Source organism: Ensifer sp. GW821-FHT05G01 (genome assembly GCF_059419585.1).
The window spans coordinates 141,568-160,998 of sequence record NZ_JBWKSC010000005.1 but is presented as its reverse complement, the minus strand read 5'-3'; the positions used below and the strand labels follow the sequence as shown (position 1 = coordinate 160,998).

The 19,431-nt window shown below is 63.0% G+C and carries 22 protein-coding genes; 12 read left to right on the top strand and 10 right to left on the bottom strand.

What is annotated here, in order from left to right:
* Positions 1–159: 159 nt before the first annotated feature.
* The 3 genes from AC07UR_RS14435 to AC07UR_RS14425 all read left to right on the top strand — a co-directional run bounded on the left by AC07UR_RS14435 (position 160) and on the right by AC07UR_RS14425 (position 4,463).
* A complete protein-coding gene (locus AC07UR_RS14435) occupies positions 160–1,722 on the top strand; it encodes an alkaline phosphatase D family protein (RefSeq protein WP_209790449.1) in 1,563 nt (520 codons plus the stop codon).
* A gap of 201 nt (positions 1,723–1,923) precedes the next feature.
* The gene (gene typA / locus AC07UR_RS14430) at positions 1,924–3,750 is read left to right on the top strand and encodes a translational GTPase TypA (RefSeq protein ID WP_209790450.1); all 1,827 of its coding nucleotides are present in this window, start codon (positions 1,924–1,926) and stop codon (positions 3,748–3,750) included.
* A gap of 206 nt (positions 3,751–3,956) precedes the next feature.
* On the top strand, positions 3,957–4,463 hold the full coding sequence (locus AC07UR_RS14425; protein ID WP_173418288.1) for a GNAT family N-acetyltransferase: 507 nt from the start codon (positions 3,957–3,959) through the stop codon (positions 4,461–4,463).
* 52 nt (positions 4,464–4,515) lie between these two features.
* Here the strand turns inward: AC07UR_RS14425 and AC07UR_RS14420 are convergent, their stop codons facing one another.
* Positions 4,516–5,118 carry a hypothetical protein gene (locus tag AC07UR_RS14420; protein ID WP_209790451.1) on the bottom strand — a complete coding sequence of 201 codons (603 nt, stop codon included), beginning with the start codon at positions 5,116–5,118 and terminating at the stop codon, positions 4,516–4,518.
* A 158-nt stretch (positions 5,119–5,276) separates the two neighbouring features.
* On the opposite strand from AC07UR_RS14420, the gene ppa reads away from it, so the two are divergent.
* Positions 5,277–5,813, top strand: a complete 537-nt coding sequence (gene ppa / locus AC07UR_RS14415; RefSeq protein ID WP_077500789.1) for an inorganic diphosphatase — start codon at positions 5,277–5,279, stop codon at positions 5,811–5,813.
* A gap of 9 nt (positions 5,814–5,822) precedes the next feature.
* Here the strand turns inward: ppa and AC07UR_RS14410 are convergent, their stop codons facing one another.
* Complete coding sequence (locus tag AC07UR_RS14410) at positions 5,823–6,140, bottom strand: DUF167 domain-containing protein (RefSeq protein ID WP_173418286.1); 318 nt, start codon at positions 6,138–6,140, stop codon at positions 5,823–5,825.
* Between the two features lie 4 nt (positions 6,141–6,144).
* Complete coding sequence (locus AC07UR_RS14405) at positions 6,145–6,438, bottom strand: YggT family protein (RefSeq protein WP_025425107.1); 294 nt, start codon at positions 6,436–6,438, stop codon at positions 6,145–6,147.
* 133 nt (positions 6,439–6,571) lie between these two features.
* Here AC07UR_RS14405 and AC07UR_RS14400 point away from each other — a divergent pair, with 133 nt between their 5' ends.
* Positions 6,572–7,813 carry an MFS transporter gene (locus AC07UR_RS14400; RefSeq protein ID WP_173418285.1) on the top strand — a complete coding sequence of 414 codons (1,242 nt, stop codon included), beginning with the start codon at positions 6,572–6,574 and terminating at the stop codon, positions 7,811–7,813.
* A gap of 15 nt (positions 7,814–7,828) precedes the next feature.
* Here the strand turns inward: AC07UR_RS14400 and AC07UR_RS14395 are convergent, their stop codons facing one another.
* The 6 genes from AC07UR_RS14395 to hemC form a co-directional block, all read right to left on the bottom strand.
* A complete protein-coding gene (locus AC07UR_RS14395) occupies positions 7,829–8,557 on the bottom strand; it encodes a glutamine amidotransferase (RefSeq protein WP_209790452.1) in 729 nt (242 codons plus the stop codon).
* Between the two features lies 1 nt (position 8,558).
* The gene (locus AC07UR_RS14390) at positions 8,559–9,041 is read right to left on the bottom strand and encodes a tellurite resistance TerB family protein (RefSeq protein ID WP_209790453.1); all 483 of its coding nucleotides are present in this window, start codon (positions 9,039–9,041) and stop codon (positions 8,559–8,561) included.
* Between the two features lie 27 nt (positions 9,042–9,068).
* Entirely contained in the window at positions 9,069–10,715 is a 1,647-nt protein-coding gene (locus AC07UR_RS14385) for a heme biosynthesis protein HemY (RefSeq protein WP_209790454.1), read from the bottom strand.
* Positions 10,716–10,726: 11 nt separating this feature from the next.
* The gene (locus AC07UR_RS14380) at positions 10,727–11,965 is read right to left on the bottom strand and encodes a COG4223 family protein (protein WP_209790455.1); all 1,239 of its coding nucleotides are present in this window, start codon (positions 11,963–11,965) and stop codon (positions 10,727–10,729) included.
* A 102-nt stretch (positions 11,966–12,067) separates the two neighbouring features.
* On the bottom strand, positions 12,068–12,778 hold the full coding sequence (locus AC07UR_RS14375) for a uroporphyrinogen-III synthase (protein WP_209790456.1): 711 nt from the start codon (positions 12,776–12,778) through the stop codon (positions 12,068–12,070).
* Positions 12,779–12,781: 3 nt separating this feature from the next.
* On the bottom strand, positions 12,782–13,711 hold the full coding sequence (gene hemC, locus AC07UR_RS14370; RefSeq protein ID WP_209790457.1) for a hydroxymethylbilane synthase: 930 nt from the start codon (positions 13,709–13,711) through the stop codon (positions 12,782–12,784).
* A gap of 74 nt (positions 13,712–13,785) precedes the next feature.
* Here hemC and tsaD point away from each other — a divergent pair, with 74 nt between their 5' ends.
* From tsaD to AC07UR_RS14345, 5 genes are all read left to right on the top strand, one after another.
* Positions 13,786–14,880 carry a tRNA (adenosine(37)-N6)-threonylcarbamoyltransferase complex transferase subunit TsaD gene (gene tsaD, locus AC07UR_RS14365; protein ID WP_209790458.1) on the top strand — a complete coding sequence of 365 codons (1,095 nt, stop codon included), beginning with the start codon at positions 13,786–13,788 and terminating at the stop codon, positions 14,878–14,880.
* A gap of 31 nt (positions 14,881–14,911) precedes the next feature.
* Positions 14,912–15,901 carry an NAD(P)H-dependent glycerol-3-phosphate dehydrogenase gene (locus AC07UR_RS14360; protein WP_209790459.1) on the top strand — a complete coding sequence of 330 codons (990 nt, stop codon included), beginning with the start codon at positions 14,912–14,914 and terminating at the stop codon, positions 15,899–15,901.
* Between the two features lie 79 nt (positions 15,902–15,980).
* The gene (locus AC07UR_RS14355; RefSeq protein ID WP_173418276.1) at positions 15,981–16,274 is read left to right on the top strand and encodes a YciI-like protein; all 294 of its coding nucleotides are present in this window, start codon (positions 15,981–15,983) and stop codon (positions 16,272–16,274) included.
* Positions 16,275–16,281: 7 nt separating this feature from the next.
* Positions 16,282–16,713 carry an EVE domain-containing protein gene (locus tag AC07UR_RS14350; RefSeq protein ID WP_173418275.1) on the top strand — a complete coding sequence of 144 codons (432 nt, stop codon included), beginning with the start codon at positions 16,282–16,284 and terminating at the stop codon, positions 16,711–16,713.
* Between the two features lie 66 nt (positions 16,714–16,779).
* Entirely contained in the window at positions 16,780–17,451 is a 672-nt protein-coding gene (locus AC07UR_RS14345; RefSeq protein WP_209790460.1) for a class I SAM-dependent methyltransferase, read from the top strand.
* A gap of 226 nt (positions 17,452–17,677) precedes the next feature.
* Here the strand turns inward: AC07UR_RS14345 and AC07UR_RS14340 are convergent, their stop codons facing one another.
* Complete coding sequence (locus AC07UR_RS14340) at positions 17,678–18,331, bottom strand: hypothetical protein (RefSeq protein ID WP_173418273.1); 654 nt, start codon at positions 18,329–18,331, stop codon at positions 17,678–17,680.
* A gap of 306 nt (positions 18,332–18,637) precedes the next feature.
* On the opposite strand from AC07UR_RS14340, the gene sdhC reads away from it, so the two are divergent.
* Entirely contained in the window at positions 18,638–19,033 is a 396-nt protein-coding gene (gene sdhC, locus AC07UR_RS14335; RefSeq protein WP_173418272.1) for a succinate dehydrogenase, cytochrome b556 subunit, read from the top strand.
* A 12-nt stretch (positions 19,034–19,045) separates the two neighbouring features.
* A complete protein-coding gene (gene sdhD / locus AC07UR_RS14330) occupies positions 19,046–19,426 on the top strand; it encodes a succinate dehydrogenase, hydrophobic membrane anchor protein (protein ID WP_077500773.1) in 381 nt (126 codons plus the stop codon).
* Positions 19,427–19,431: the final 5 nt, after the last annotated feature.

Below are 19,431 nucleotides of genomic sequence, written 5' to 3'. Positions count from 1 at the left end.
CCGGGGCGGCTTACCGTTAAGCGCTGCAAGGCAGACTTTCACCGAATTGTCGCGAAACCGTTCAAATTGTTTCATGCCTCTGTCAACGCGCTGACATGCGGGCAGCCAAAGGTCCGACACGCGAAATTCGCTTTCGCGAGGCTCGAACCGGAGGCTTGTTTGGCCGAAATCCTCACCACGCTGTCCCGTCGTTCCTTTCTTTTATCCGCCGGTGCCGCCGGCCTTGTCGCGTCCTCCGGTCTTGCGACACCGTTCTATGCCCGCGGTTACGGCCGGCCGGAATTCATCCATGGTGTCCAGTCGGGGGATGTCGACACACGCTCCGGCATGGTGTGGACGCGGGTCGACCGGCCGTCGCGGGTAAGCCTGGAGTACTCGACGACCGAAAGCTTTTCCAATCCGGTTCGTCTCGCCGATCTCACCGCGACACCGCAGACGGATTGCGCGGTGAAGTGTTCGCTCGACGATCTCCTGCCCGACCAGGACATCTTCTACCGCTTCACCGCGACCGATCTCTACGACGTCAACCGGGTGTCCGAGCCGGTGATCGGCCGGTTTCGCACAGCACCCTTGCGCAAGCGCTCGATCCGCTTCGTCTGGTCCGGCGACACGGCCGGCCAGGGCTGGGGCATCGACGACGTCGGCATGAAGACCTATTCGACGATGCGTCTGCACGAGCCGGATTTCTTCATCCATTCCGGCGACACGATCTATGCCGACAACCCCATTCCCGACGAGATACCCTTGCGCGACGGTGGCATCTGGAAGAACCGGGTGGTGACGCATGAGAAGCGCGACGTGGCGCGAACGCTCGAAGAATATCGTGGCCAGTGGAAGTACAATCTTCTCGACAGCCATGTGCGTGACCTCAACGCCGTCTGCCCGACCTTTTATCAATGGGACGACCACGAGGTTTTGAACAATTGGTCGGCGTCGACGGACCTCAGAGACGATCCGCGCTACCAGGAAAAAGACGTGGCCGTCTATGCGGCCCGCGCCAGCCGGGCGTTCAACGAGATGACGCCGATCCGCAACGTCCCGACCCAGCCCGGCCGCATCTTCCGCAAGATCGCCTACGGTCCGCTGCTCGATGTCTTCTTCGTCGATCTCCGCTCCTACCGTGGCCCCAACCAGGGGGAGGGGGATGGCGGCCTGTTCGGCTGGCGCCAGGCGGACTGGCTGAAACGGGAGCTTGCCGCCTCGCGGGCCGTCTGGAAAGTGATCGCCTGCGACATGCCCATCGGCCTCGTCGTCTGGGACGACTATGCCAACCGGCGCGGCTCCGATGCCATCGCCAACGGCGACAATGGTCCGCCGACGGGACGCGAAACCGAATTCGCAGACCTGCTGCGCTTCATCAGGGACAATGCCATCGACAACCTCGTCTGGCTGACGGCGGATGTGCATTACACCGCTGCGCATCACTACGATCCGTCGCGGGCGGCCTTCAAGGATTTCCTGCCGTTCTGGGAGTTCGTCTCCGGTCCCTTGCATTCCGGAACCTATGGTCCAAAGGAGCTGGACGTGACGTTCGGCCCTGATGTCCGCTTCATCAAGGCATCGGGCGGAGGCGCCGACAGCAACCTGCCGCCGTCGGCCGGCCTGCAGTTCTTCGGCATCGTCGATATCAATGGCCAGACGAAGCAGATGACCGTGCGCCTGATGGATCGGCAAGACCAGGAACTGTGGCGCGTGACGCTCGATCCGGCCGCTGTCGCATGACCGTTCTGGCTTTGACTGATCCCTTTCCAGAGCCGGTTGGCGCGACCCTTTCCGGTTGCAAACCCATGGCCTGTCGGGGCTTCGGCGCCGGTCTCTTGCGCACGCCCCCCTTTCGCAATCGCAAAAAAACCTGTATGAGCCCGACCATTGAAAAAGCGGCGTGGCCCATTGGGGCGTGCCCTAAACCTTCCGAGACGAAAAATGAGCATTCGTAACATCGCGATTATCGCGCACGTCGACCATGGGAAAACGACCCTTGTCGACGAGCTTCTGAAGCAGTCGGGCTCGTTCCGCGAAAACCAGCGCGTTGCCGAACGCGTCATGGACTCCAACGACATCGAAAAAGAGCGCGGCATCACCATTCTCGCCAAGGCGACGTCGGTCGAGTGGAAGGGCGTGCGCATCAACATCGTCGACACCCCCGGCCACGCCGACTTCGGCGGCGAAGTCGAGCGCATCCTGTCGATGGTGGACGGCGCCATCGTTCTCGTCGACGCCTCCGAAGGCCCGATGCCGCAGACGAAGTTCGTCGTCGGCAAGGCGCTGAAGGTCGGCCTGAAGCCGATCGTCGCGATCAACAAGATCGACCGCCCGGACGGACGCCACGAAGAAGTCATCAACGAAGTCTTCGACCTCTTTGCAAACCTCGACGCCACCGACGAGCAGCTCGACTTCCCGATCCTCTACGGTTCGGGCCGCGATGGCTGGATGAACGTTGCGCCTGAAGGTCCGAAGGATCAGGGCATGGCGCCGCTTCTCGACCTCGTGCTCAAGCACGTTCCCGAGCCGACGGTTGCCGAAGGCCCGTTCCGCATGATCGGCACGATCCTCGAAGCAAACCCCTTCCTCGGCCGCATCATCACCGGCCGCATCCATTCGGGTTCGCTGAAGCCGAACCAGCCGGTCCGGGTTCTCGGCCAGGACGGCAAGCTGCTTGAAACCGGCCGCATCTCGAAGATCCTCGCTTTCCGCGGCATCGAGCGCCAGCCGATCGAAGAAGCGCATGCAGGTGACATCGTCGCCATCGCCGGCCTGACCAAGGGCACCGTCGCCGACACCTTCTGCGACCCGACGGTCACCGAAGCGCTGACGGCACAGCCGATCGACCCGCCGACCGTCACCATGTCCTTCATCGTCAACGATAGCCCGCTTGCCGGCACCGAAGGCGACAAGGTCACGAGCCGCGTCATCCGCGACCGCCTGTTCAAGGAAGCGGAAGGCAACGTTGCGCTGAAGATCGAGGAATCCTCCGAGAAGGATTCGTTCTTCGTCTCCGGTCGCGGCGAATTGCAGCTCGCAGTTCTGATCGAAACCATGCGTCGTGAAGGCTTCGAACTTGCCGTTTCGCGTCCGCGCGTCGTCATGCACAAGGATGACAACGGTCAGCTGCTCGAGCCGATCGAAGAAGTGGTCATCGACGTCGACGAAGAGCATTCGGGTGTCGTCGTTCAGAAGATGTCCGAGCGCAAGGCCGAGATGGTCGAGCTGCGTCCGTCCGGCGGCAATCGCGTCCGTCTGGTGTTCTTCGCTCCGACCCGTGGCCTGATCGGCTACCAGTCGGAACTCTTGACGGATACGCGCGGCACGGCGGTCATGAACCGTCTGTTCCACGCCTACCAGCCGTACAAGGGCGAGATCGGTGGCCGCGTCAACGGCGTGCTGCTCTCCAACGATGCCGGTGAATCGGTCGCCTATGCCATGTTCAACCTGGAAGACCGCGGCCCGATGATCATCGAAGCCGGCGAAAAGGTCTATGCCGGCATGATCATCGGCATCCACACGCGCGACAACGACCTCGAAGTCAACGTGTTGAAGGGCAAGAAGCTCACCAACATGCGCGCATCGGGCAAGGACGAAGCCGTCAAGCTGACGCCGCCGATCCGCATGACGCTCGAGCGGGCGCTGTCCTGGATCCAGGACGACGAGCTGGTCGAAGTCACGCCGAAGTCGATCCGTCTTCGCAAGATGTACCTCGACTCGAACGACCGCAAGCGCTTCGAGAAGTCGCGCACGGCTGGCGCTGCTTAAGCCCTTCCGACAAAAACCAGCAATTTTCAAAACCCCGGAGCGATCCGGGGTTTTTTGCTGTGTGTGCCAGCGGGGGGCGGCTTGCGGATAAAGTTAAAAAGGCGTTAACCTTCCACAGGATGCCGTTAAAGTTGCCTGTGGGTTAACGCGACGCGGCTCCCGGGCGGGATTCCTGTTCGCCCTGTGTGTGTTTAGAGTCGTGAGTCATGAAGACTGTTTCGATCGAGGTCAGGCCTGGAGAACCGCAAGAGGCGGCGGCAATTGCCGACGTGCATCGCGTTTCATGGCTGCAGACCTATGGCGGCATCATTCCGCACCGCCCGCTGATCCAGATGGTCAATCGTCGAGACGAAGTCTGGTGGCGCAAGGCGACGCGCGGTCCGGCGACCCTGCTGGTCGTGGACGTCGCGGGAACGATTGCCGGCTATGCCACTCTCGGCCTCAGCCGCGCCAAGGCGCTGCCGCAGGAAGGCGAAATCTACGAGATCTACCTGCGTCCGGAATACCAGGGCATCGGCCTTGGACGGGTTCTGTTCGGCGAAGCCAAGAGCCTGCTGCGCTCGCTCGGCTGCCAGGGACTGGTCGTCTGGTGCCTGGAGGACAGCGATCACGCCTATCAGTTCTTCCAGGGCGCCGGCGGCAGCGATATTGCCGAAGGCATGGAAGATTTCGGTGACAAGCACCTCAAGAAGGTCGGCTTCGCCTGGAACTGACGCCGAAAGCGCAGGGCCTTGGGGGCTTTTGCGGTAGCGGCACCTTCCAGCATCATTCCGGCAGTTCGTTGTTGGTTTCGGCGGCCTTGTCGCCGCGCTTGCCGTGGAATTGCGCCTTATCGACGCCGCAGCGAAATGTCGGCGCAACCTCGTCGGCGATCCTGCGGGCGATCGTGTTGGGATCAGGGTTGGCGAGCGCGTCGACATAGCCGGCGACGCAGCCCTTGCCGTTATGCTTCTCTGCCACCTTGGAAATGACGAGAACCTGCCCTTCCAGCGCGGGGACCGATTCCCCGGTCTTCGGATCCGGGTTTTCGATGATCCAGCGCAGGATCGTCGCAACCGCAGCGCCGCCCTTGGCGACGCGCCATTCCACGATTGTGCCCGCGTGGTTGAAGGGGATGAAGCTCTCGAATGCCCCGTCGAGGTATTCCTTGCCGATATGGCCGAAGGAGAAGCTCTGACGAACGTCAATCTCCTTGAAATGGACGGGATAGTCGCCGTAACCCGGGCAGGTCATCAGGGCGTACATGCCCGGCTCCTCGGCGATCGTCTTGCACTTGTCGCGGCTGACGTCGACATAGACGCTGTCATTGGCAATGGCTGATCCGGCAGACAGCAGGACCAGCGACAGGCACGCAATCTTTCCGTTCATCATGACCTCCCTTCGGCAGGATTTGTCGACCTGTCCCGGCCATTCGACCACGACAAAACCACCGGCTGAATCTGCGCTGCGGACGAAAGTTATATTGCATCGCGGCATGTTTCCCTTTATCCGACGGGCAAACGTCCCAACTGACCCTGGAGTAGTCCATGCGCATTGACGCGATTTCCATCGGAAAGAATCCACCAGAAGATGTCAACGTGATCGTTGAGGTTCCCGTCGGTGGCCATCCCATCAAGTACGAGATGGACAAGGAAGCCGGCACGCTCGTCGTCGACCGTTTCCTCTACACGCCGATGCACTATCCGGGGAACTACGGCTTCGTGCCGCACACGCTTTCCGACGATGGCGATCCGATCGACGTCCTGATCTGCAACACCCGTCCGCTCGTTCCGGGCTGCGTCATCAACGTCCGCCCGATCGGCGTGATGATGATGGAAGACAACTCCGGCAAGGACGAAAAGATCATTGCGGTTCCGTCGGGCCACCTGACGCAGCGCTACGACAAGGTGCATGAATACACCGACCTGCCGGAAATCACGCTCAAGCAGATCGAGCACTTCTTCGAGCACTACAAGGATCTGGAGCCCGGCAAGTGGGTCAAGATTTTTGGCTGGAAGGATGCCGCCGTCGCCAAGCAGCTGATCAAGGAAGCTGTCGAGCGCGCCGCGAACGAAAAGAAGTAAGCTTTCGGCTCATTTGCCGGCCAATTCGGCAAGTCGCTCTAAAACATCCTCCGGGTCGGCATCGATCCGGAGGATTTTTTTTCGCTGAGTTTCGCCTGAAATGAAGGAAATGCGGTTTTTGGCGACGCCGATTTCCTTGGCGAGAACGGCGATCAGGGCCTGGTTGGCCTTACCCTTTTCCGGGATGGCGCGCACGCGGACCTTGAGATGGTCCTGCCCGTCGGCGCCACTCTCCACCCCGTCGATCCCGTCGCGTCCGCCGTTCGGTGTCAGCCGAACAGTGACGCGCACGTGATCGCCGTGGGCGGTAAACGCTTGGCTCGTCAATGGATCAGCGCAGCAGCGCCGGCGCGATCGTCGTGTTCAGGAACAGCTGGATGAAATAGAGGATCACCAGCACGACCAGCGGCGAAAGATCGACGCCGCCCATGTTGGGCAGGACCCGGCGGATCGGACGATAGAGCGGCTCGGTCAGCTGGTAGAGCGAACGGCCGATCATGTTGATCGCCTGGTTGTTCACGTTGATGACGTTGAACGCGTAGAGCCAGGAAAAGATGGCGGACGCGATGATCAGAAACCACGCGATGTTGATAATAAAGTTCAAGGTGCCGATGACAGCAATCATGCCGGTCTCCAAATCGTTATTGACAGACATGTAGACATTGAGACCTAAACGAGCAAGTACGCCGATTTGTCGTGCGCGATCATGTTTAATAGAGGTCGGACAAAGATCGGTACCGTCGAGGAGCGTTTCCCCCATGTCTGCCGTTCATACCACGCACCGCTTCGCCGCCTTCAGGCATGTCGGCTATCGTCGTTATTTCTTCTCGCGCTTCCTCGCCTACTTCGCCATCCAGATCATCTCCGTCGCGGTCGGCTGGCAGATCTACGATCTGACGCGCGATCCGTTCGATCTCGGCTTGATCGGGCTTTTCCAGTTCCTGCCGTCGCTGGTGCTGATCCTCGTCACCGGCTCGGTTGCCGATCGCTACAACCGGCGCATGATCATGGGCATCTGCATGGCCGTCAGCACGCTGTGCGCCATCGCGTTGCTGATGCTGACGGTCACCGGGCTTTTCTCGCCCTGGCCTGTTTATGCGATCCTGATCGTCTTCGGCATCGAGCGGGCGTTTCTCGCGCCCGCTTCCCAGTCGCTCGCACCCAATCTGGTGCCGCCGGAAGACCTGCCCAATGCGATCGCCTGGAATTCGACATCCTGGCAGACGGCGATGATCGTCGGCCCGGTTGCCGGCGGCCTGATCTATGGCTTCGGTTCGGTTGCACCCTATGCTGTCGGCGTCTGCTTCTTCGCGGCGGCGGCGCTGATGGTGTTTGCCATTCCGAAGCCGGCAGCCCGCTCCAAGGCCCCAGTGCAGAGCTGGGAGACGATCACCGCCGGCTTTCGCTACATCAAGGCGGAGAAGGTGGTGCTGGGCGCGATCTCGCTCGATCTCTTCGCAGTGCTGCTCGGTGGCGCCGTTGCGCTGATGCCGGTGTTCGCCCGCGACATCCTTGATCTCGGCCCCTGGGGCCTGGGGCTGCTGCGCGCCGCCCCCGGCGTCGGCGCGGTCGGCATGGCGATCTGGCTGGCCGCCCACCCCATCCGCCACCGTGCGGGCATCCTGATGTTCACCGGCGTTGCGCTGTTCGGTCTCGGCACCATCGTCTTCGGCCTGTCGGCAACGCCGTGGCTGTCGATCGCAGCGCTGGTGATCATGGGCGCTGCCGACATGATCTCGGTCTATGTGCGCGAAATCCTGATCACGCTGTGGACACCGGACGAGCTGCGCGGTCGCGTCAATGCGGTCAACATGGTGTTCGTCGGCGCCTCCAACGAGCTTGGCGAATTTCGTGCGGGCATGATGGCTTCGGGCTTCGGCGCGGTCTTTGCCGTCGCGTTCGGCGGTGCAGGCACGCTGCTGGTGTCAGTGCTCTGGGCGCTCGGCTTCCCGCAACTGCGCAAGATCGACACGCTCGACGTGCCGGAGCATCGTCGCTAGCGGTGGGGTTTGCCGCTATGCGGCCTCTCTGACGCCCGCCTGCAGGAAGATGAGGTCGAGGAAATTCTCCATCCAGGTGCGCAACGGCCCGTCGTGCTGCATGCGCCCGTCGAGATGGGCCTTGCCGATCTGTGCGCCCGGCATTTCAAAGCGATGGGCGCCGTGCACCACCCAGCGATGCATCATGGCGCGCGTCAGCTCGCCATGAAACTGGATGCCCCAGGCGTTGTCGCCATAGCGGAAGGCCTGGTTCGGATAGGTGTTGCCGGTTGCCAGAAGCTCGGCGCCCGCAGGCAGGTCGAAGCCTTCGCGATGGAAATGATAGACCATGTCAGGCCAGTCCATCAGCGCCCGGCCGGCGTCGGTGGCAACCAGTGGATACCAGCCGATCTCCGTCATGCCTTCATGGTGCGGCGCGACCTTGCCGCCGAGATTGCGCGCCAGCATCTGGGCGCCGAGGCAAATGCCGAGATAGGGTTTGTTTTCCTTCAGCGGCACCGACAGCCAGTCGATCTCGCGCCGGACGAAATCCTCCTCGTCGTTGGCGCTCATCGGGCCGCCGAAGATGATCGTGCCGCCATGGTGTTCCAGCGTCGGCGGCAGCTCGTCGCCAAGCGCCGGACGACGGATGTCGAGGGAAAAACCCTTCTGGGTGAGGATCTGGCCGACACGGCCGGCGCTCGATCGCTCCTGGTGCAGGACGATAAGGATGGGCTTCCTGTCGGTTTCGGCGGCTATCGGCATGTCAGCTTTCCTGTCGCGGTTCGCCTTCTTCCTCCGCATCGATCCTTGCCGCAACCTCCCGTCGCTTCAACACGCGGTCTCGTCCGGAAACACCCAAGAGATCGGCGATCCGCCAGATCACGTGGTCTTCCATCTCGCTGCGCTCGCCGTCGGCATAGACAACCTCCCAGAGCATGCCGATCAGTTCGATGCGCTGCTCTTCGGAAAGGTGGCGCTTCACTTCGGCGGTGAACTGATAGAAGTCGATCGCTTCGCTTTCGGCCGACTGGCCTGCCTCGACCAGCGCGTCGAGCGCCGCATCGTCAAGTGCATAGTGCTGCTTGATGATGGTGCGCATCTTGCGCTGTTCGGAGGCAAGGATCTTGCCGTCCGCCTCCATCACCTGAATGCAGAGTGCGATGACCGCCACGCGCGGATCGCCCCTCTCGATCCGTGTCGTCGGGCCGGTCAGGCCCTCGAGAAACGTCCGGAAGCGTTCAAACATGGTTGTGTCCACAGCCCCTTACAAAACTCAGAACAATCGGAAACTGGTCTTTTCCGGCAGCTTCTCGCCGGCAGCCGGTTCCCGCACGCCGGGATCATCGGGGGCACGGCCGAAGAACGGGTCGGCGACCGGCTCGCCATTGGAGGCGCCATCTTTTTCGCGGGGCTTTTCGACGACCGAGGCCGGTTTTCTAGCTTCCGCAACCTTGATCGGCTCCGGGCGCTCCCGCGGAGGTTCGGATACCGCTTCGAAGATCACGGGCGCATCGACAACCTGTTTCGCTGGAGCCGTGCCATGGGGCACCGGATGGTGCTCGGCCAAGACTGGCGGCAAGCTGCGGATCGCTTGATCGGCGTTCAGATGGCCGTCCTCGACCTGTGTGGCAAGCTGCAGCGACGGTGCCTTCCATTCGAATGCATCGAGCCGTCCGCTGACCGGCGAGACCGGCAGCCAGGTCGGCGAGGTCACGCCATCGGCCGTCCAGGCGGGGTCGCGCGGGCTCTTCAGGGCCTGGGCCATCCAGTGGCGGATACGGCCCTCGTCGCCGGTGTCGGCCTCCTCGATATCGGCAAGCAGCAGAAAGATGCTCTCGGTCGGCTCCAACCGTGCGGCCGCCTCCGCCTTGGTGCGGGCAAGCAGAAGCTCGCGGGCTTCCAGCGCCGCCTCGGCAACGGCGGCCATGGCAACCGCGTTGTTCGGGCGGAGCGATTCGAGTTTTCTCGCGCGCTTCAGCCGGTCGACCGCCGTGTCGCCGCCCCGTGCCCTGACATAAAGGCGGGCGATGTCGGGATGCGGTTCATGCTTCCACGCTTTTTCGAGGATCGATGCGCCCTTGCGCAGGTTGTCCTCGCGAAACAGCGCCTTTGCCGCGATGAGTGCTGCCGGCACAAGGTTTTCGTCTAGCTTGAGCGCTGCAAGCGCGTCATCGCGAGCCGTCTTGGCATCGCCGTCGAGACGGGTCATGGCGCGGGCGGTCAGGAGCACGGCCTTCTTGCGGTCGGCGTCCTTGCGCTCCAGCACGTGAGCGGTCCGGCTCTGGTCGAGGAGGCGCAGTGCGTCGTCCCATTGTCCGGCCTGGCTCTGGCTGTCGAGCGTTGCCAGCGTTGCCCAGGGCAGGTGCGGCGCCTTCTCCGCCGCGCGTTCAGCATATTGGCGGGCCGCTTCGTGGGCGCCCAGGCGCTTGGCCTCGAGATAGAGACCGCGCAGGCCGAGTTCCCGCGTTTCCGGGTCGTCGGCCATCAGTTCGAATTTCTTGCGGGCGTCGTCGTATTTGCCCTCGATCAGGAAGGTCTGGGCTTCGAGCAAGTGGATCAGCGGCTCCTGGTCGGCGCTGATCAGGCCGCGGGTGCGCGCCGTCATCTTGCGCGCCTGGTTGGCGTCGCCGGCACCGGCGGCAATCAGGCCGGTCGACAGCGCCTGGTAACCCCTGTCGCGTTTGCGGGCGCGGAAATAGCGGGTGACGGTGTGCGGCGACAGCCAGATGGTACGCACCAGCCAGATGGCGATCAGCACCGCGGCGACCAGTGAGATCAGCAGCGACGCCGCACGCATCAGGCTCATCTCGATGAGCTGGCCTTGCCAGACGAGCGACAGTTCGCCGGGCCGATCCGCGAGCCACGCGAAGCCGAGGCCGAGGCCGAGCACGATCAGGATGAAGATCAAAATGCGGATCATATCTGTCTTCCTCAGCCTTCGGTGGCGGTCTTGTTCATCGTTGCGGCGACCGCCGCATCGATGATGCCCTCGACCCTCAGACGCTGGTCAAGCTTGACCTTGAACGCTTCGCCGGCAGTCTTGGCGGCTGCAGGCAGAGCATCCCACTCCAATGCCGCGCCCTTGAGATCGCCGTTGTTCAGCTTGTCCTCGATGCGGGCGACGACGGCTTCCGGCGTCTCGCCTTCGACGCTGCCGACGGGGCGCACGCGAATGCCGGACATGGCGCTGGAAACGAGGCGGTCGAAGACGCCCTCGTTCGGATCCGGTTGATCGAGCGTATCGAGCATCGTATCAGCCGCGGCTGCAAAATCGCGCCGAAGGTCGGCCCGCGTTGCCACGCCTGTCGTTGCATCCTGGGCGAGGCCGGTTACTGCCGTCTCGTCCGGCGCGATGCTGCGAAGTGCGTCGAGTTCGGCCAGGAACGGTCCGCCGCGGTCGATCGCGCTCTTGAGCGCCGTCACGGCGACAGCCTTTGCGACCTGGATGTCATTGGCGGGCTCGTTGAGTTTCTGCTCGGCGGTGTCGATGCGGCTTGCCAGTTCGGCCCTCGCCGCCGTCGCCGATTGCTGCGCGTCAGCGAGGCCCGATTTCAGGGCCGCGATCTCCTTGGTCAGGTTAGTCACTTCGGCTTGCAGAGCCGTCACCTCGGCAGCCGGCGCCCCGCTGGCAGCCGGTTGTGCTGCAGTCTGCTCCAGGGCTGCGAGGCGGTTCTCGAGCGGCGCCATGTCGATGGTCGCAGCCGGTGCCTGAATGCCGGCCACCTGGTCGCGCAGCGCCTGGACCTCGCTCGAAAGCGTGAGCTCCGCGGTCGACGCGCCTCGGTCGGGGCCAAGCCCCGGTATATAGCCGGCATATTGCAGCACGCCGAAGCCGGCGAGCGTGACGAGGCCGCCGAGGATACCCGCGGCCAGCGCGCCGGCGCTCGAAGGCGGTTTCTGCACCACTGTCGCCTCGGGCGTGCGACTGATATGCGGCGGCTCTTCGGTGAAGACGGCGGCGGCCGCATCGGCGCGCTGCTCCTCGATCTCCTCTTCGAGGCGCGCTTCCGCAGCGTCATCGGCTTCGGGGGGCTCGGTCGGCTCATCGGCAGCTGCTGCGTGGCTCGCGGTTGCCTCGGTGTTTTCCGTCACGGGCTTTTCCGCTTCAAGGTCGATCGTCAGCGGCTCTTTCTCGGCTTTCGAGCGGCGCGGCGGGTTTTCCGATACCATGGTGACCTCCTACCGTTGTTGCCTGTCGGTTCTCGCAACAAACCTAGTCAGGCTGACCGGTGAGGGAAAGCCCCCCTTGTTCCGTTTTTGATCGAAATAGCATTAGAGGAGGCTGAAAAGGCTTTCCTCGTCGGGTCTTGCGGCGATCTCGACCGGTGCTCCTTCCGGTAGAGCGGCGGCAACCGCATCACTCAGGCAGAGGTAGCGCGGTGAGAAGGCGGCGGCTTCAAGACCCACGTCGACCAGCAGCGCTGCGAAGCGCCGCGCCGTGTCGTTGGAATAGAGCAGCACGGCATCTGGCCGACCGGCGGAAAGCAGGCGTGTCAATGCGTCCGGTGGATGGGTGATCGGCTGCATCCGGTAGCATTCAACGGTGACATGATCGATGTGAAGCTGCCGAAGCGTCGCTTCAAATCCTTTGGAGCGGGGGGAGCCTGCGAGATAGAGGAGCGGTCGTTCGGATCGAGAAGGCGTGGCCGCGATCAGCTCCGCAAGGCTCTTTCCGGTGCCCTCTGCCGGGTGGACCTGGGTGAAGCCAAGTGCGCGCGCCGCGCGCGACGTCGCTTCGCCGACGCAAAAACAGGGTTTGGCCTTATGCGGTGTGAGATTGGCCTCAAGTTCGGCCAGCACCCGAACGGCTTCGGCGCTCGTCAGCGCGATCGCGTCATGCGGCGTTTCGAGTGCTGTTCGCGCGGTCTGCGGCAAATGTTCCGCCTGCGCCAGCGGCAGCAACTGGGGCCGGTGACCCAAGCGCTCCAGCCGGCGGGCCGTAGCCTCCGCGGCGGGTTGCGGCCGGGTCACGAGCAGCCGCATGGTTCAGATCCAGCTCGAGAAGAAGCCCGGTCCCGCGTCGGCGCGGATCTGTTCGCCGGCCTTTTGCCCAAGTGCCATGGCGTCGGTCGCCTTACCTTCGATCGTAACCCGGTGATGGGTGCGACCGTCGGGCGTCAGGATCATGCCGGAGAAGCGCAGATGCGTGCCGTCCGAGATCGCCAGGCCGGCGATCGGAGTGCGACAGGAGCCGTCGAGTGTCGCCAGGAAGCCGCGTTCGCAGGCGACGGCTTCATGGGTTCGGGCATCGTCGATGGCCGCGAGCAGGTCATTGACGCGGCTGTCGCCGATCCTGCTCTCGATACAGATCGCACCTTGTGCCGGTGCCGGCGGAAATTCTTCCGGATCGAGCAGTTCGGTCGGCACGTCGGTCATGCCGAGCCGCTTCAGGCCGGCATAGGCGAGCAGCGTCGCATCGACCTGGCCTTCGGAAAGCTTGCGCAGCCGCGTCTCGACCTGGCCGCGATAGGTGATGACATTGATGTCGGGCCTAAGCCTTCGGATCAATGCCTGGCGGCGCAGCGACGACGAGCCGACGGTCACGCCTTCCGGCAAGTCCATCAGCTTGGGTGCCGTGCGGCCGATGAAGGCGTCGCGGATGTCCTCGCGCGGCAGGAAGGCGGAGAGGAACAGGCCATCAGGAAGTCTGGTCGGCATGTCCTTGGAGGAATGCACGGCGAAATCCAGTTCGCCCGAGAGCAGTTGCTGCTCGATTTCCTCGGTGAAAAGGCCCTTGCCGCCGATCTCGGCGAGCGAGCGATCGGTGATGCGGTCGCCCTTGGTGGACAGGATGACGACCTCGAACATTTCCGGCGACAGACCATGCGCGGCGACAAGGCGATCGCGCGTTTCATGGGCTTGAGCGAGCGCCAGCGGGCTGCCGCGCGTGCCGATCCGGAAAGGTTTTGTTTGCATCAAAGGCTATCCATTGTTACCGGAGTTCCGTGTACCCACCTTTCGGTGCGACCGCAATCTTTGAGTAGTTCCTGATGTCCCCGCCCATGCGCATCCTCGGCATTGAAACAAGCTGCGACGAAACCGCCGCTTCCGTCGTGCTGCGCGACGAAAACGGCAGGGGAAGCATACTCGGCGACGTCGTGCTCAGCCAGCTGGAAGAGCATAGCGCCTATGGCGGCGTGGTTCCGGAGATTGCCGCGCGCGCCCATGTCGAAGCGCTCGACACGCTGATCGAGGAGGCGCTCTTACGCGCCGGAGTGACGCTTGACGACATCGATGCGATAGCTGCGACAAGTGGTCCCGGTCTGATCGGTGGCCTCATCGTCGGGCTGATGACGGGCAAGGCGATTGCGCGGGCGACCGGCAAGCCACTCTATGCCGTCAACCATCTCGAGGGCCACGCGCTGACCGCGCGGCTGACCGATGGTCTCTCCTTTCCCTATCTGATGCTGCTCGTCTCGGGCGGCCACACCCAGCTGATCCTGGTCAAGGGCGTCGGTGACTACGAGCGCTGGGGCACGACGATCGACGACGCGCTCGGAGAAGCCTTCGACAAGACGGCAAAGCTCCTCGGTCTTCCTTATCCCGGCGGCCCTGCCGTCGAGCGCGCGGCGCTGAACGGCAATGCCGAGCGGTTCAATTTTCCGCGGCCGCTGGTCGGCGATGCCAGGCTCGATTTCTCCTTCTCCGGCCTGAAGACGGCGGTGCGGCAGGCGGCCCAGTCGCTCGAACCGGTGACCGACCAGGATATCGCCGACATTTGCGCCTCCTTCCAGCGCGCGATCTCGCGCACGCTCAAGGATCGGATCGGCCGCGGCTTGAAGCGGTTCAAGACGGATCATGCGTCCGTCGAAAAGCCGGCGCTTGTCGTTGCCGGCGGCGTTGCCGCCAACCAGGTGCTGCGGGCGACGCTCCAGGACCTCTGCAACAAGAACGGATTCGATTTCATCGCGCCGCCGCTTCAGCTTTGCACTGACAATGCCGCGATGATCGCCTGGGCGGGTGCCGAGCGGTTTGCCGCCGGCTTGCCGGCCGACGGTCTCGACGTCGCGCCACGCTCGCGCTGGCCGCTCGACCAACAGGCGCAGACCTTGCTCGGTTCCGGCAAGCGTGGCGCCAAGGCATGACGGAAATCAGCCAGGGCATGATGGACAGACGATGAACACCAATCCCAAGATCGTGGTGGTCGGCGCCGGTGCCTTCGGCACAGCGCTTGCTGCCGTTGCCGCATCTGCCGACGGCAGCGACGTGACCCTGCTCGCTCGCCGGAAAGAGACGGCGGAAGAATGCCGGCGGACCGGCCGCAACGAGCAGGCGCTTCCCGGCATCGACCTGCCGGCAGGCCTCAAGCACAGCGCCGATGTCGCGGTGCTTGGCGATGCCGAGATCGTCCTGTTCGTCATGCCGTCGCAGGCGCACCGCGAAGCCGCGCGCCAATACGGCCCATCGATCAATTCCGCGGCAACGATCGTCACCTGTGCCAAGGGCATGGAGCAGGCAACCGGCCGCCTCCTGACCGACGTGCTTCTGGAGGAATTGCCGGGACACGGCATCGGCGTGCTCTCCGGTCCCGGCTTTGCGGCCGACATTGCCAAGGGCCTGCCGACGGCGATGGTGGTTGCCGCCGCGGAGAATTCCACGGCAACGCTGCTTGCCGAAGCGCTGTCCGGCCCGACCTTCCGTCTTTATCCTTCTGAAGATCGCATCGGCGTTCAGCTCGGCGGCGCGCTGAAGAATGTGCTTGCCATCGCCTGCGGCATCGTCGAGGGCGCCGGGCTCGGCGATAGCGCCCGGGCGGCGCTGATCTCGCGCGGTCTTGCGGAAATGTCCCGCTTCGTCGTCGCCGAAGGCGGCGATGCCGATACGGTTCGCGGTCTCTCGGGCCTCGGCGATTTGGTGTTGACGGCAACCAGCCACCAGTCGCGCAACCTGCGCTTCGGCATCGCGCTCGGCAAGGATGGCCGCGCCAGCGGGCGCCAGGGCGAACTCGTCGAGGGCGCATTTGCCGCCTCGGTGGCCGCCCGCGTCGCTCGCGAGCTCGGCGTCGAGATGCCGATCACCGAGGCGGTTGCCGCGATCATCGACGGCAGGCTCGATGTGCGCACCGCCCTTGAACAATTGATGTCCCGTCCGATCACCCAGGAATGAACCGGTCGGCGGGATGAGGAAAAGTGCCAGGCGGTTTTCCGCTCGCATCCCGCGCCAAACGAAAACCTAAGGAGGAAGCATGCTTTTCGCACTTCAATGCACCGACAAATCAGGCGCGCTGCAGCTTCGGCTCGACACGCGCCCGGATCACGTCGCCTATCTCAACGACCTCAATGCCAAGGGCATCCTGAAGATGGCCGGTCCCTTCCTCGGCGACGACGGCAAGCCGACCGGCAGCCTGGTGATCGTCAAGGCCGAGACGATCGACGATGCGCGCGCTATCGCCGAAGCCGATCCTTATGCCCAGGCCGGCCTGTTCTCCAACGTCGAAATCAAGGCCTTCAACTGGGTCTTCAACAACCCCGAGGCTTGAGATACGAATGGCGTTCTGGCTTTACAAATCCGAGCCCTTCAAGTGGTCCTGGCAGATGCAGAAGGATGCCGGTGCGAAGGGCACCGAGTGGACCGGCGTTCGCAATTATCTCGCGCGCAACAACATGCGGGCGATGCAGATCGGCGACAAGGGCTTCTTTTATCACTCGAACGAGGGGCTCGAAATCGTCGGGATCACCGAGGTCTGCGCGCTGTCGCACCCCGATTCGACCGCCGAGGGCGATGCCCGCTGGGACTGCGTCGACATCCGTGCCGTCCGCGACGTGCCGCGTCCGGTGACGCTGAAGGAAATCAAGGACAACCCCAAGCTTTCCAACATGGCGCTGGTTACCAGCATGCGCCTGTCGGTCCAGCCGGTTACCGAGGACGAGTGGATCGAGGTCTGCCGCATGGCCGGGCTCGATACGCCGCCGCGTTAGCCTTGTTTTCCGCGTGATCCGGCCGAAAGCCTCTCTCCTCAATTCGGACCACGCACGGAGCATTTCTTGAAGACCGATCCCGAAAGCTTCATCCGCGCCAATACCGGCGTTCTGTCGCCGCCGCATGTACCGGAAGTCCGGCTGCATCTGGCGACGGAAGCGCACGAACTCTGGCTGAAAACGGAAGAGGAGCTGGAGGAGATCGGCCTGCCGCCACCGTTCTGGGCCTTTGCCTGGGCCGGCGGGCAGGGGCTAGCGCGTTACGTCCTCGATCATCCGGAGGTCGTGCGCGACCGGCACGTCGTCGACTTCGCCTCTGGATCCGGGCTGGTCGCAATCGCTGCGATGAAGGCGGGGGCGGCCTCGGTGCTTGCCGCCGATATCGATCCGTGGGCCGAGACGGCGGTGCGGCTGAATTCAGACCTCAACGGCGTCGAGATCGCCTACACGGCCGACGACATCACCGGCCGCGATCTGGCCGCTGATCTCTACCTCGCCGGTGACGTCTTCTACGACAAATCCTTTGCCGAGCGCCTGCTGCCCTGGTTCACGGCGCTGGTCTCCGGCGGTGCGACTGTCATCGTCGGTGATCCCGGTCGCTCCTATTGTCCGCGCGACCGGATGACGGCGCTCGCGACTTATGAGGTGCCGGTGACAAGGGCGCTTGAGGACAGTGAGGTCAAGCGCACGACAGTCTGGCGGTTCGAGCGACCGAAGGCTGACGCCATAAAGGACTGACAAACGCTTCGGCTGCGTTTTCGTCGATCGGTCGGTAGCGCCTGCGACGATGGCGCGATGATCGGCATCGTGAAGGTGGCGTGGCCACCAGTCCGACGGGTGCCCCCAAGCGTACGCGCGAGCGCTAGAGCGTTTCCGATTTAGACGGAAACACAGAAACGCTCTATCTCTCTGTTTTTACGCATTTCCTGACGGAAAACCGCTCCGCACTTTTCCTGGAAATGCTTTAGCGCCGGATGACGCAGACGCCATGCTCGAAGGCACAGGCGCGATTGAACGTTCTCGGTGACACGACGATGATCTTTGCGCGGTTTACCTTTGGTGGTGGCGCGAACTGCCCGTCGTCATAATAGCGGTAGTTGCCTTCCTGGCTGAAATAGATGCCGTTGCCCGGATCGCGATAGGCCGAGATGCCGCCGGCATAGGTGCCGATGCTGCCGATCGTATCGGGAAAGCCGTCGCCGCCGTAGCTGTCCGGGCGGCGATTGTAGCGGTCGCCCGATGTCCAGATCGTGCTCACTGAGCGCTCGCGCGCCCAGCCGTCGCGATAGCGCAGACGCTCGCCATAGTGCCCGGGATACGAACGATATTTGGGAAGCCGGATGTGTCGCACGCGGCTATTCACGTCCGGCAGCCCATTCTGCGCAGTCCAATCGTTGCGCGGTATCGAATTGCCGCCGCGCATGGAGCGATAGCCCATGCGGTCGAATTCGTGGCGGCTGAAGGAGCGATGCGAATCGAGCCGGACGTGTCGGCCGCGAGACTGCACTTCCAGCGAGTTACCCCAGTCTCCTGCCTGGACCGGCAGGCAGGCGGTGGCGACAAGAAGGCCCGCAAGTGCTAAAACTTTGGTCGCATGGATCGCTCGAAACAGAAACATTCTGTCCGCCCTCCGCAAAACGCTTAACAAATCGTTAAATGCACTTTGTGGCAATTTCGCCGGAAAGTCACGGATTTGGTTGTGGTTTTCATGCGTATCGTTAATTGGGCACCATGTCTCGGTCGGACCTGAAAATGGCGCTTTTCGTCTAATCGATTAAATTGATTTTGCACTGCAAACACACTTGTCGTTAAGCAATATGGTGATTAAAGGTCCGAAGGACTGAATTGCGCACAATCAGGTGCGATACCGGACTAAAATCGTCCACTTTTTGGGCGGAAATCCGGGCATTTCCGTGAGGTTCCGATGACGGATGTCACAAGAAGCCGGCCGCTGTCGCCGCATCTTCAAATCTATAAACCTATCCCGACGATGGTGATGTCCATTGTGCATCGCATTACCGGCGGCGCGCTCTACTTCGGCACCATTCTCGTTGCCGCCTGGTTGATCGCCGCCGCATCCGGCGAGGCGTCCTACGACTCGGTGAGCTGGCTGTTCGGCACGCTTCTCGGCAAGCTGGTGCTGTTCGGCTATACCTGGGCGCTGGTGCATCATATGCTCGGCGGCCTGCGCCACTTCATGTGGGACCTCGGCTACGGTTACGAGAAGCACTTTGCCACCAAGATGGCAAAAGCAACGATCGTCGGCTCGGTGGCACTGACCGTGCTGATCTGGGTCGTCGGCTATCTCGTGCGGTACTGAGGGGACACGACCATGAACATGCGCACACCTCTCAGCAAGGTCCGCGGCTACGGCTCCGCCAAGGAAGGCACCGATCACTTCTGGCGCCAGCGCGTCACGGCGGTCGCCAACGTGCCGCTCTTGATCTTCTTCGTCATCTTCCTCGTTCGCTACGCTGGCGCGCCCTACGCGGAGGTCGTCTCGGCTCTGTCGAACCCCTTCGTTGCCGTCATCATGGGGCTGGTCCTGCTCTCGGGCCTGATCCATATGAAGCTCGGCATGCAGGTGATCATCGAGGACTACGTGCACGGCGAAGGCGCGAAGATCGCCCTTCTCATGCTCAACACATTTTTCGCGATCGTGGTTGGCGGGCTCTGTCTTTTCGCCATCCTGAAGATCGCTTTTGCAGGGTAATTTCG

What these genes read in the sequence shown, in the direction of transcription:
- typA (WP_209790450.1), top strand. Translation starts at nt 1,924, where the DNA reads ATGAGCATTCGTAACATCGCGATTATCGCGCACGTCGACCATGGGAAA.
- AC07UR_RS14425 (WP_173418288.1), top strand. Translation starts at nt 3,957, where the DNA reads ATGAAGACTGTTTCGATCGAGGTCAGGCCTGGAGAACCGCAAGAGGCG.
- AC07UR_RS14420 (WP_209790451.1), bottom strand. Translation starts at nt 5,118, where the DNA reads ATGAACGGAAAGATTGCGTGCCTGTCGCTGGTCCTGCTGTCTGCCGGA.
- ppa (WP_077500789.1), top strand. Translation starts at nt 5,277, where the DNA reads ATGCGCATTGACGCGATTTCCATCGGAAAGAATCCACCAGAAGATGTC.
- AC07UR_RS14405 (WP_025425107.1), bottom strand. Translation starts at nt 6,438, where the DNA reads ATGATTGCTGTCATCGGCACCTTGAACTTTATTATCAACATCGCGTGG.
- AC07UR_RS14400 (WP_173418285.1), top strand. Translation starts at nt 6,572, where the DNA reads ATGTCTGCCGTTCATACCACGCACCGCTTCGCCGCCTTCAGGCATGTC.
- AC07UR_RS14395 (WP_209790452.1), bottom strand. Translation starts at nt 8,557, where the DNA reads ATGCCGATAGCCGCCGAAACCGACAGGAAGCCCATCCTTATCGTCCTG.
- AC07UR_RS14390 (WP_209790453.1), bottom strand. Translation starts at nt 9,041, where the DNA reads ATGTTTGAACGCTTCCGGACGTTTCTCGAGGGCCTGACCGGCCCGACG.
- AC07UR_RS14385 (WP_209790454.1), bottom strand. Translation starts at nt 10,715, where the DNA reads ATGATCCGCATTTTGATCTTCATCCTGATCGTGCTCGGCCTCGGCCTC.
- AC07UR_RS14380 (WP_209790455.1), bottom strand. Translation starts at nt 11,965, where the DNA reads ATGGTATCGGAAAACCCGCCGCGCCGCTCGAAAGCCGAGAAAGAGCCG.
- AC07UR_RS14375 (WP_209790456.1), bottom strand. Translation starts at nt 12,778, where the DNA reads ATGCGGCTGCTCGTGACCCGGCCGCAACCCGCCGCGGAGGCTACGGCC.
- hemC (WP_209790457.1), bottom strand. Translation starts at nt 13,711, where the DNA reads ATGCAAACAAAACCTTTCCGGATCGGCACGCGCGGCAGCCCGCTGGCG.
- tsaD (WP_209790458.1), top strand. Translation starts at nt 13,786, where the DNA reads ATGTCCCCGCCCATGCGCATCCTCGGCATTGAAACAAGCTGCGACGAA.
- AC07UR_RS14360 (WP_209790459.1), top strand. Translation starts at nt 14,912, where the DNA reads ATGAACACCAATCCCAAGATCGTGGTGGTCGGCGCCGGTGCCTTCGGC.
- AC07UR_RS14355 (WP_173418276.1), top strand. Translation starts at nt 15,981, where the DNA reads ATGCTTTTCGCACTTCAATGCACCGACAAATCAGGCGCGCTGCAGCTT.
- AC07UR_RS14350 (WP_173418275.1), top strand. Translation starts at nt 16,282, where the DNA reads ATGGCGTTCTGGCTTTACAAATCCGAGCCCTTCAAGTGGTCCTGGCAG.
- AC07UR_RS14340 (WP_173418273.1), bottom strand. Translation starts at nt 18,331, where the DNA reads ATGTTTCTGTTTCGAGCGATCCATGCGACCAAAGTTTTAGCACTTGCG.
- sdhC (WP_173418272.1), top strand. Translation starts at nt 18,638, where the DNA reads ATGACGGATGTCACAAGAAGCCGGCCGCTGTCGCCGCATCTTCAAATC.
- sdhD (WP_077500773.1), top strand. Translation starts at nt 19,046, where the DNA reads ATGAACATGCGCACACCTCTCAGCAAGGTCCGCGGCTACGGCTCCGCC.